Source organism: Ruegeria sp. AP12 (genome assembly GCF_056540025.1).
Map to the genome: position 1 here is coordinate 1 of NZ_JBQFVZ010000246.1, position 633 is coordinate 633.

The 633-nt window shown below is 63.0% G+C and carries 1 pseudogene; it reads right to left on the reverse strand.

Features of this window, described 5'->3' with window-relative positions:
- Positions 1 to 633, reverse strand: a pseudogene (locus tag ACR0E6_RS22545) (sarcosine oxidase subunit alpha); the annotation flags it as partial.

Genomic DNA, 633 nt, shown 5'->3' on the forward strand with positions numbered 1-633 from the left:
ACGCCTCATTCGAGATGTCAAACTCGGGGTCCACGATCTTTTGCAGCAGTTTGCGACTGTTGGGACCGGCCACGGCATATTGCGCCCAGGCCTCGGTGGTCGAGATCAGCTGCACGTCCATATCCGGGCACAGGCATTGGCGGACGAATTCCATGTTGCGATAGACCAGAACCGCGTTGGCGGTGGTGGTGGTCACGACGAAATGGTCCTCCGCAAACCGCGCGGCGGTGCCGTCGTCATAGGCGATGCCATCCTCGCGCAGCATCAGGCCATAGCGCACCTTGCCCACGGGCAGTTTGGCGAAGGCGTTCGAATAGACCATGTTCAGGAACGCCGCAGCATCCGCGCCCTGCACGTCGATCTTGCCCAGCGTCGTCACATCGCACACACCGACCGAGTTTCGGGTCTGCAGCACCTCGCGATCCACCGATTGGCGCCAATGGGTTTCGCCCTTGCGCGGGAACCATTGGGCGCGCAGCCAGTTGCCGACCTCGACAAACACGGCGCCCTGTTGCTCGGCCCATTTGTGGCTGGGCGTTAGGCGGGTCGGGTGGAAATCCTTGCCCACTGCACGGCCACCAAAGGCCCCCATCGCCACCGGCGTGTAAGGCGGGCGGAAGATGGTTGTGCCAG